The 9,596-nt window shown below is 69.2% G+C and carries 11 protein-coding genes; 6 read left to right on the plus strand and 5 right to left on the minus strand.

Translation table 11 applies throughout. From position 1 onward, the window contains the following. Both JWR81_RS33570 and JWR81_RS33575 read right to left on the minus strand, forming a co-directional pair. Positions 1-401 (minus strand): DoxX family protein (locus JWR81_RS33570; RefSeq protein ID WP_297661988.1); only part of this gene is annotated, 401 nt, incomplete at its 3' end. A 19-nt stretch (positions 402-420) separates the two neighbouring features. Beyond that, a complete protein-coding gene (locus tag JWR81_RS33575; protein ID WP_297661990.1) occupies positions 421-1,920 on the minus strand; it encodes an aldehyde dehydrogenase family protein in 1,500 nt (499 codons plus the stop codon). A gap of 175 nt (positions 1,921-2,095) precedes the next feature. Between JWR81_RS33575 and JWR81_RS33580 the strand changes: the two genes are divergently transcribed. The 6 genes from JWR81_RS33580 to JWR81_RS33605 all read left to right on the plus strand — a co-directional run bounded on the left by JWR81_RS33580 (position 2,096) and on the right by JWR81_RS33605 (position 7,783). Further along, entirely contained in the window at positions 2,096-2,917 is an 822-nt protein-coding gene (locus JWR81_RS33580) for a mycofactocin-coupled SDR family oxidoreductase (RefSeq protein ID WP_297661992.1), read from the plus strand. Positions 2,918-2,960: 43 nt separating this feature from the next. Beyond that, a complete protein-coding gene (locus JWR81_RS33585; RefSeq protein ID WP_297661994.1) occupies positions 2,961-3,389 on the plus strand; it encodes an SRPBCC family protein in 429 nt (142 codons plus the stop codon). Further along, the gene (locus JWR81_RS33590; RefSeq protein WP_297661997.1) at positions 3,389-4,564 is read left to right on the plus strand and encodes a thiolase family protein; all 1,176 of its coding nucleotides are present in this window, start codon (positions 3,389-3,391) and stop codon (positions 4,562-4,564) included. The genes JWR81_RS33585 and JWR81_RS33590 overlap by 1 nt, the downstream gene beginning before the upstream one ends. A 43-nt stretch (positions 4,565-4,607) precedes the next feature. Continuing rightward, positions 4,608-5,378 carry an SDR family NAD(P)-dependent oxidoreductase gene (locus tag JWR81_RS33595; RefSeq protein ID WP_297662000.1) on the plus strand — a complete coding sequence of 257 codons (771 nt, stop codon included), beginning with the start codon at positions 4,608-4,610 and terminating at the stop codon, positions 5,376-5,378. Positions 5,379-5,447: 69 nt separating this feature from the next. After that, complete coding sequence (locus JWR81_RS33600; RefSeq protein WP_297662002.1) at positions 5,448-6,641, plus strand: cytochrome P450; 1,194 nt, start codon at positions 5,448-5,450, stop codon at positions 6,639-6,641. Beyond that, positions 6,641-7,783, plus strand: a complete 1,143-nt coding sequence (locus tag JWR81_RS33605) for an acyl-CoA dehydrogenase family protein (RefSeq protein ID WP_297662004.1) — start codon at positions 6,641-6,643, stop codon at positions 7,781-7,783. The genes JWR81_RS33600 and JWR81_RS33605 overlap by 1 nt, the downstream gene beginning before the upstream one ends. 44 nt (positions 7,784-7,827) lie before the next feature. Here JWR81_RS33605 and JWR81_RS33610 read toward each other — a convergent pair whose 3' ends face one another. The 3 genes from JWR81_RS33610 to JWR81_RS33620 all read right to left on the minus strand — a co-directional run. After that, positions 7,828-8,019 (minus strand): ferredoxin, encoded by a 192-nt coding sequence (locus JWR81_RS33610; protein WP_297662006.1) that lies wholly within the window; start codon positions 8,017-8,019, stop codon positions 7,828-7,830. 39 nt (positions 8,020-8,058) lie between these two features. Continuing rightward, on the minus strand, positions 8,059-8,637 hold the full coding sequence (locus JWR81_RS33615) for a TetR/AcrR family transcriptional regulator (protein ID WP_297662008.1): 579 nt from the start codon (positions 8,635-8,637) through the stop codon (positions 8,059-8,061). Between the two features lie 138 nt (positions 8,638-8,775). Continuing rightward, positions 8,776-9,596 (minus strand): amidohydrolase family protein (locus tag JWR81_RS33620; protein WP_297662010.1); only part of this gene is annotated, 821 nt, incomplete at its 5' end.

The following is a 9,596-nucleotide window of genomic DNA, read 5'->3' on the forward strand; positions in this document are numbered from 1 at the left end:
CCGATGGCGTGGTCGAGGGAGTAGGCGCCGGGGCCGGTGGTGCCCACGACGACGCCGATGACGGCGAGGATGAGGTTGTATTCGTAGCCGGAACGGACGCTGAAGAAACCGTTCTTCAGGTGCACGGTGTAGGCCGCCACGAGCATCACGGCGACGAAGGCCGCGCCGGCGAGCGGGGTGAGGAACCCCAGTGCGAGTAGGACCCCGGCACCGAGTTCGGTGGTGGCGGCGGCGACGGCGTGGATCCGTCCCGGGCGCATGCCCATGCTGTCGAACCAGCCCGCGGTGCCGGCGATGCGGCCGCCGGAGAAGAACTTCTGGTAGCCATGGGCGGCCATCGTCAGCCCGGTCACCACCCGCAGGATGAGGATGCCGGCGTCGACGGCCTCGCTGTCGATCATCGTGTGAACATCTCCGGTCTCAGTTGTCGTCCGGGTCGTCGACGTAGCCGACGGCCTTCGTCTGCAGGTGCTGCTCGAAGCCTTCGATGCCGTTCTGCCGTCCGACGCCGGAGGCCTTGTAGCCGCCGTAGGGGGAGTCGGCGCCGTAGAAGAGGCCTCCGTTGACCATGGCGCTACCGATCCGCAGCTGGCGCGTGACGTCGAACGCCCGCTGACGGTCGGCCGAGAAGATCCCGCCCGACAGGCCGTAGTCGTTGTCGTTGGCGATGCGCACGGCGTCGGCATCGTCGTCGAAGGGGATGACGGCGAGCACAGGCCCGAAGATCTCCTCGCGCGCGATCGTGTGGTGGTTCTCCACGTCGGCGAAGACCGTGGGCTCCACGAAGAAGCCGCGGGGGTGGTCCTTCGGCACCCCACCGCCGATCGTGACGCGGGCTCCCTCCGCCTTGCCTTTCTCGATGTAGCCGAGCACGCGATCGCGCTGCTTGGCGCTGACCAGCGGGCCGGAGATGTTGGCCGGGTCGGAGGGGTCACCGACGGTGACGCCCGCGAACGCGTCGGTCACGAGCTCGACGGCCTCGTCGTAGCGCATCCGCGGCACCAGCAGCCGGGTCTGCATTGCACAGCCCTGGCCGGCGTGCATGCACATGAACGACGCGCCGGGCACAGTCGCCTCGAGGTCGCAGTCGTCCAGGACGATCATCGCGGACTTCCCGCCCAGCTCGAGGAACGTCCGCTTCACCATGGGCGCGGCCTTCTCGGCGATCCGGCGGCCCGTGGCCGTGGAGCCGGTGAAGGAGACCATGTCCACGCGCGGGTCGACGACGAGCTGCTCGCCGAGCATGTGGTCGGTGGAGGTCACGACGTTGACGACGCCCGCCGGGATGTCGGTGCGCTCGGCGATCAGGCGTCCGAGCCGCGTCGCGTTCCAGGGGGTGTCGGGGGCCGGCTTGACCACCGTGGTGTTGCCGGTGGCGAGGATCTGGCCGAGCTTGCCGATCGTCACCTCGAACGGGTAGTTCCACGGGCAGATCGCGCCGACGACGCCGACGGCCTCCTTCCACACCAGCCGGTGGCTGAGCATGCCGAAGAGCTCGGTGTCGGGCAGCGTGCGCTCCCACGGGAACGTCGAGATCAGCTGCGCGGGCCAGCGCAGCGCGTCGTCGAGGGGCCACTCGAGCTGGGGGCCGAACGTGGCGATCGCCGGGCAGCCCGCCTCGGCGATGAGCTCGGCACGCAGCTCCTCCTTCTCGTCCTCGAGCGCCTCCTGGAGCTGCTCGAGGCAGCGCTGCCGGAAGGCGTGGTTCGTGGACCAGTCGGTCTCGTCGAACGCGCGGCGGGCCGCGGCGATCGCGGTGTCCATGTCGGCGGCGTCGGCGTCCGCGGTGGTGCCGAGGACCTCCTCGGTGGCAGGGTTGACGTTGTCGAACTGCCGGCCGCTCCGCGCGTGGGTGAGCGTGCCGTCGATGAGCATCCTGACCTCGCCGACCTGAGCGGAGGTGCTGATGGCAGAACTCATGTGATCGATCCCTCGTCCTCGAGTCGTCGGCGGCCGTAGGCCGGAATCTAGAGACCATTGTCAAGGTCGTCAAGAATGGGCTGTTCCCGCCTTCCGGTGTTCCTCCTTGACCGGCCGAACGAGCCTCCCATAGGCTGCTGACACTTTCGTCAAAGAAGACGCTGGAGGGATCCGCATGGGCAGGATGGACGGTCGAGTCGTCTTCATCACCGGGGCCGCTCGCGGCCAGGGCCGCTCGCACGCGGTGCGGCTGGCCGAGGAGGGCGCCAACATCGTCGGCGTCGACATCTGCTCGCAGATCGACGCGGTGCCCTACGCGATGAGCACCCCCGACGACCTCGACCAGACGATCGCCATGGTCGAGAAGACCGATCGGCGGATGCTCGGGATCCAGGTCGACGTGCGCGACCGCGCGGCGCTGCAGGCGGCTTTCGACGCGGGCGTGGCCGAGTTCGGTCACGTCGACACCGTGCTGGCCAACGCCGGCGTCATCCTCACCCGGGCCGACGAGCCCGACTCCCAGGGCGCCTGGGAGACGGGTATCGGTGTGATGCTCACCGGCGTGTGGAACACCATCCAGGTGTCCTACCCGCACATGGTCGACCGGGGGATGGGCGGCGCGATCGTCGTCACCAGCTCGATGGCGGGTCTGCGTGCGCTGACCGACGGCAGCGGCGGATCCGACTCCTACGCCGCAGCCAAGCTCGCAGTCACCGGGCTGGTCCGGGCCTACGCCCAGTTCCTCGGCCCGGAGGAGATCCGCGTGACCGCCGTGGCGCCGACCGGCGTCGCGACGCCGATGGTCACCGACAACCCTGGGATGTTCGAGGTCATCGAGGCCAACCCGAACCTCGCGAACGCCATGCAGAACGCCATGCCGACCCTCATGATCGAGCCGATCGACATCAGCGAGGCGATCCTCTACCTCGTCGCCGACTCCGGCCGCTACGTCACCGGCATCACGCTCCCCGTCGACGCCGGCATGGGCGTGGCCTGAGCGCAGCACGACCCTCACCCACCACAGCTCCTGGAGGATTCTCGTGAGTGCCATCAGCAAGTCGATCAGCGTCAACGCGCCGGAGGACCAGATCCTCGGGATCATCCTGAACGTCGAGGACTACCCGAGCTGGCAGAAGGAGGTCCAGAAGGTCGAGGTCCTCGAGAAGGATGACCAGGGCCGCCCGAAGCAGGCCACGATGCACGTCTCGGCCATGGGCCAGGCGGGCTACTACACCGTCGAGTACTCCTACCCGGACGGGAACGTCGAGTACCACCTCCTCGACGGCGACATGATGACCAAGAACGATGCCAGCTTCACCCTCGCCGGCAACGGCGGCACCACCGAGGTCACCGTCGCGATGGACCTCGCGATCAAGTGGGCGCTGCCCGAGTTCATGGTGAACCAGCTGATCCTCAAGGGCGTCAAGGACATGCTCAAGAGCATCAAGACCAAGGCGGAGCAGGCCTAGTGGCGACGGACGCCTACGTCCTGGCCGGCTGCCGGACGGCCATCGGCACTGCCTTCAAGGGGTCGCTGTCGCGCACGCCCGTGTTCGATCTCGCCGAGCCCGTCGTGGCCCTGGCCGTGCAGCGGTCGGGTCTCGCCGTCGAGGACCTCGACGACATCGTGCTGGGCGAGGTCATGCACGGCGGCGGCGACATCGCCCGGCACACCGCCGTCGCGCTGGGCATGGAGTCGCTGCCCGGGCTCGCCCATAACCGGCAGTGCGCCTCGGGGCTCGCCGCCGTGTCGACCGCGGCCGCCGGGATCCGGGCGGGGATGGACCGCGCGGTCGTCGCGGGCGGGGTCGAGTCCTCCTCCACCCGGCCCGCCACGATCCTGCGCGATCCGGCCACCGGCGAGAAGAAGCCATGGATGTCCCCGTCTCATCCCGCCACGCCGGACGCGCCGACCATGGACATGTCGATCACCGTCGGGTGGAACACCGCGCAGCTCGCCGGGGTGAGCCGCACGGAGATGGACGAGTGGGCGCTGCGCTCGCACGAGCGGGCGCTTGCCTCGATCCACGCGGGATGGTTCCGCGACGAGATCGTCCCGTTGAAGGTCACCGGCGCCGACGGGGCCCCTTCGGTGTTCGACACCGACGAGCACCCCCGCCGGGGCACCACCCTCGAACGGCTGGCGGGCCTGAAGACACTCCATCCCGAGATCGACGGCTTCAGCATCACGGCCGGCAACTCGTCGGGGATCAACGACGCCGCCGCCGCCGTGGTGGTCGTCGCCGAGGAGATGCTGGAGCGGGCGGGTACGGCCCCGCTCGGCATCGTGCGTTCGTGGGCGTCCGTCGGCGTGGATCCGGTGCGTACCGGCCTGGCCCCGACGCTGGCGATCCCGAAGGCGCTCCATCGAGCCGGGATCTCCGCGGAGGAGGTCGGCCTCTACGAGATCAACGAGGCCTTCGCCTCCGTGCCGGTGGCCTGCGCCCGCATTCTCGGGCTCGACCCGGAGCGCGTGAACGTCAACGGCAGCGGCTGCAGCCTCGGCCACCCGGTCGCGGCCACCGGCACGCGGATGGTTCTGACGATGCTGCACGAGCTCCGCAGGCGCGGTGAGCGATTCGGCGTGATCGCGCTCTGCGCCGGGGGCGGCATGGGCTCGGCGATGGTGCTCGAGGCCGTCTGAGCCCGTCCGCACTCATCATCACACCAACGGCTTGGGAGATCTTGTGAACCTGGCAGGGAACGTCGCGATCGTGACCGGTGGGGCCGGCGGCCTCGGCGAGGCCACCGTGCGCCGGATCGTCGAGGGCGGCGGATCGGTCGTCATCGCCGACCTCGCCGACGACCGCGGGGAGAAGCTCGCGGCCGACCTCGGGTCCGCGGCCCGGTACGTGCGTACCGACGTGCTCGACGACGACGCCGTGCTGGCGGCCATCGCGGCCGCAGGCGAGCTCGGCACGTTGCGCTACGCCGTCACCGCCCACGGCGGCTTCGGCGTGCCCGAGAAGCTGGTGCAGCGCGACGGCTCGCCCGCCGATCGCGGTGCCTTCCAGAAGACCGTCGACCTCTACCTCACCGGCACGTACAACGTCGCCCGGTTGGTGGCCGCCGCCATCGCCACCGCCGAGCCCGGCGAGGACGGCGAGCGCGGCGCGATCGTCACCACCGCGAGCATCGCCGCATTCGAGGGGCAGATCGGGCAGACGTCCTACTCGGCGGCCAAGGGCGGCGTGGTCGGGCTGACGCTCGCCGCGGCTCGCGACCTGAGCAGCCTGGGCATCCGGGTCGTCTGCATCGCGCCCGGCACCATGCGCACACCGATCATGGAGTCCGTCGGGGAGGAGGCGCTGGCCAAGTTCAGCGCCGCCATCCCGTTCCCGAAGCGGCTCGGTCACCCGTCGGAGTACGCCTCGCTCGCGACGCACATCCTGGAGAACTCGTACCTGAATGGCGAGGTCATCCGGATCGACGGGGCACAGCGCTTCCAGCCCCGCTGATACGCGATCCACGGCTGATCCGACCATGCCGTCGACTGATGCCTCGTGCATCGACAGGAGAGGTGACCCATGACCGCAGATGTCGTACCGCTGATTCCGGGAGTACCGGTGCTGGACTTCGACTCCGTCCCGATGGGGGTGGATCGCGGACGGGGCTGGGCCGTCGTCCGAGAGGCCGGGCCGGTCGTCAAGATGGGCGACTTCTACTACGTGACGCGGCGCGAGGACGTCGTCGACGCGCTGCGCCGCCCAGAGTTGTTCTCGTCCAAGAAGGCGTTCGACATCCTGGGGAGCCCCATCCCCCTGGTCCCCATCTCGTTCGACCCTCCGGACCACACGCGCTACCGCAAGATCCTTCAGCCCTTCTTCAGCCCGCGGACCCTCGGGGCGATGCTGCCGTCGCTGCAGCAGCAGATCGAGGACCTGATCGACGACCTGGCCGCCGCGGGCGAGTGCGAGGCCGTCAGCGGGATCGCCGAGCCCTACCCGTCGCAGGTGTTCCTGACGCTGTTCGGGCTGCCGGTCGCCGACCGCGACCGGCTCATGGTCTGGAAGGACGCGGTGATCGCGCTCGCGGACTCGCCCAACCTGGAGGGGGTGGACCTCACGCCGGCGCTCGAGCTGTTCACGTACCTGAACGAGACGATCGCCGCGCGCAGGAAGGATCCGGGCGAGGACATCCTCTCCCAGCTCATCACCGGTGAGGAAGCCCTGAACGACCAGGACGCGATCGGGCTCAGCTTCCTGTTCGTGCTGGCCGGACTCGACACGGTCACCGCCAGCATCGGCTTCGCGCTGCACGAGCTGGCCCGCGACCCCGAGCTCCGCCGGTCGCTGGTGGCCGATCCCGAGCGGATCCCCGAGTTCGTGGAGGAGGTCGTGCGGCTGGAGCCTCCCGCACCGGTCCTCCCGCGTGTCACCACCGCGGAGGTGACGATCGGCGGGGTCACGCTGCCCCCCGACACGTTCGTCCGGCTCTGCCTCGGCTCTGCCAACCGGGAGGAGGGCCTGGTCGCGACGCCGGACGACGTCCTGCTCGACGGCGTGGCGCACCGGCACTGGGGCTTCGGCGGCGGCCCGCACCGCTGCCTCGGGTCGCACCTGGCACGCATGGAGCTGAAGCTCGTGGTCACCGAATGGCTCCGCCGCGTACCGGAGTTCGAGCTGGCCCCCGGCACCGAGCCGAGGATCCCCTTCCCCGCCAACACGTTCTCGCTGCAGAGCTTGCCGCTGCGCTACCCCGTCACCGCCGAGGAAGCCTGATGCGCCGCACCATCTTCGAGCCGGAGCACGACCTGTTCCGGGAGACCGCGCGGGCGTACTACGAGAAGGAGTGCGTGCCGCACGCCGCCGAGTGGGAAGCGGCGGGGCTCGTCGACCGCGAGGCGTACCGCAAGGCAGGCGACCAGGGCTTGATCGGCTGGGAGGTGCCCGAAGAGTACGGTGGCGGAGGGGTCAAGGACTTCCGATACAACGCGATCATGAGCGAGGAGTTCCACGCCACCGGCACGGTGGGCATCGGCCTGTCGCTGGGCAACGACATCCTCGCCGGCTACCTCGTGGACCTCACCACCGACGAGCAGAAGCGGCGCTGGCTGCCCGGCTACGTCGCGGGCGAGATCATCCCGGCCATCGCGATGTCGGAGCCGGGCGCGGGCTCCGACCTCGCGGGGATCAGCAGCACCGCCCGCCGCGACGGCGACCACTACGTGATCAACGGCGCCAAGACGTTCATCAGCAACGGCATCCTCGCCGATCTCGTCGTCGTCGCGGTCAAGACCGATCCCGCGGCCGGTCACAAGGGCGTCAGCCTGATCGCGGTGGAGGGCGGCACCCCCGGGTTCGAGCGCGGCCGCAAGCTCGACAAGATCGGGCTGCGCTCCGCCGACACCGCCGAGCTGTCGTTCACCGACGTACAGGTGCCGGTGGAGAACCTCATCGGCGAGGAGAACCGCGGCTTCTACCATCTGATGCGCAACCTTCCCGCCGAGCGGCTGGGCATCGCGATCCAGGCGGTCGCGCAGGCACGGCGGGCGTTCGACCTCACCTGCGAGTACGCGTCCGACCGCAAGGCCTTCGGCAAGGCGATCGGCACATTCCAGGTGAACCGGCACGCCCTCGCCGAGCTGAAGACCAAACTCGATGTCATGCAGGTCTATGTCGACCGGTGCATCGAGGCGGTGAACGCCGGAGAGCTCACCGCGCAGGAGGCGGCGGGGGCCAAGTACTGGGCCACCGAGACCCAGTGGGAGATCCTCGACCGCTGCCTGCAGCTGCACGGCGGCTACGGCTACGTCAACGAGTACGAGATCGCGCGGCTGTGGCGCGACGCCCGGGTGCAGCGCCTCTACGGCGGCACCACCGAGATCATGAAGGACATCGTCGGGCGCGGGCTGGGCTTCTGAGCCGCGTGTGTGGGCCGGGCGGGATGCCCGGCCCACACACGTGATCACGGCACGACCGTGATGGCCTGCTCCGGGCAAGCCGCCGCGCCGTTCTCGGCCTGGTTCTCCAGACCGGCGGATACATCGTTGTTCGGGATCACGCAGTAGCCGTCGTCGTCCAGGTCGTAGACGTCCGGGGCGACGGCGTTGCACTGCGCGTGCCCGGTGCAGCGGTCGCGGTCAACGGAAACATGCATGGTGGAACCTCTTCGGTGCGGGATGGGGAGCGCCGTCGTTCACTGTGCAGCGGGGCCGCCGAGAATTCCCATGATGGCCACCGCGATCGCACGGATCAGGTCGGCATCCTCGACGGGCAGCCCCTGGGCGTGCGCGTAGAACCATGAGCGGTCGAGCATGGCAAGCGTCGTCAGCCCCAGCGCGTCAGGCGCGTCGGTCGGGCTCGCCTGACGGGTGCGCAGGCCTGACCCCAGCATCCAGCCGACTCGCATCTGCATGCGCTCACTGTTGGCGCGGATCCGGGGATCGCTGGGGGCGGACTGGGTGGACGAGAAGATGAACGCACCGTGCCGGTCCATGAACGCGAAGTACTCGCGGATCCAGCCCTCGACGTCGGCGATGGAGCAGGGGGTCGGCAGCTCGTCCCACCGGTTGACCACCTCGATGATCTCGCGGTAGGTGGCCTCGCCGATGAGGCTGAAGACCTCCTGCTTGTCCTTGAAGTAGGTGTAGAAGCCAGCGCGCGAGATGCCGCAGGCGTCGGTGATGTTGTTGATCCGGGTGCCCGCGAAGCCCCGTTCGAGGAACAGCTTCCGGGACGCCTCGATGATCGCGTCACGCGTCTGCGCGGCCCGCAACCCCAGCGCGGGCTCGTCCTCGGCGACCGCGTCGCTGACGACTGTCGTGTCCTTGATGATCGTCCTCTTCCCCGGAAACGTGGATGTGCAAGGCCCTGACCGGCGATGATAGCGACCGCCGGCCAGGGGCGGCGTGTGTCAGGCCGGGCGCGGGAAGTGCAGCATCCGGCGCGCGTTGGTCTCGACGATCTTCTCGACCTCGTCGTCCGGCACATCGGCGAGCACCTCGCTCGCGCGCTTGCGCGAGTTGGGCCAGTTGGAGTCGGAATGCGGATAGTCGACCTCCAGCGTGATGCGGTCGATACCGATCTGGTGCCGGTTGACCAGTCCGTGCTCGTCGTCGATGAAGCAGCCCCAGAAGTGCTCGCGGAACAGGTCGCTGGGCCGCGTGTCGAAGTCGATGTTCTGGTAGTAGCGGTGTCGCTCCCAGGTGTAGTCCGAGCGCTCGAGGATGTAAGGGATCCAGCCGATCCCGCCCTCGGCCAGCGAGAACTGCAGCTTCGGGAAGCGCTGCAGAGCGCCGGAGAACAGCAGGTCGACGGTGCTCCACATGAGGTTCGAGGAGAACAGCACGATCGGCACGGCGAACGGGACGTTCTCCACGAGCATGCCCGCGCCGACCGGCTTCCCGCTGAAGGAGAAGCCGGGCACGAACGCGCCGGAGCCGAAGTGCAGCGACACCGGCATGTCGGTGTCGGAGCAAACCTGCCAGAGCGGGTCCCAGTGGTTCGTGTGGAACGACGGCAGGCCCAGGGGGACGGGGCTGTCGGGGAAGGAGATGGTGCGCGCGCCCTTGGCCGCGATCCGCTCGGCTTCCCTGGCCGACGCGTCGATGTCCCAGACCGGCAGGATCCCCATCGGGATGAAGCGGTCCGGGGCCGTCGCGCACCACTCGTCGATGTAGAAGTCGTTCCAGGCCTGGACGCAGAGCAGCGCCAGGTCCTTGTCCTGGGCCCGGT

The sequence above is a fragment of the Pseudonocardia sp. genome (assembly GCF_025965585.1).
GTDB lineage: Bacteria > Actinomycetota > Actinomycetes > Mycobacteriales > Pseudonocardiaceae > Pseudonocardia.

Excerpts from the sequence above, each read along its gene's own strand:
- JWR81_RS33600 (WP_297662002.1), top strand. The coding sequence starts at position 5,448 with ATGACCGCAGATGTCGTACCGCTGATTCCGGGAGTACCGGTGCTGGAC.
- JWR81_RS33610 (WP_297662006.1), bottom strand. The coding sequence starts at position 8,019 with ATGCATGTTTCCGTTGACCGCGACCGCTGCACCGGGCACGCGCAGTGC.
- JWR81_RS33580 (WP_297661992.1), top strand. The coding sequence starts at position 2,096 with ATGGGCAGGATGGACGGTCGAGTCGTCTTCATCACCGGGGCCGCTCGC.
- JWR81_RS33575 (WP_297661990.1), bottom strand. The coding sequence starts at position 1,920 with ATGAGTTCTGCCATCAGCACCTCCGCTCAGGTCGGCGAGGTCAGGATG.
- JWR81_RS33605 (WP_297662004.1), top strand. The coding sequence starts at position 6,641 with ATGCGCCGCACCATCTTCGAGCCGGAGCACGACCTGTTCCGGGAGACC.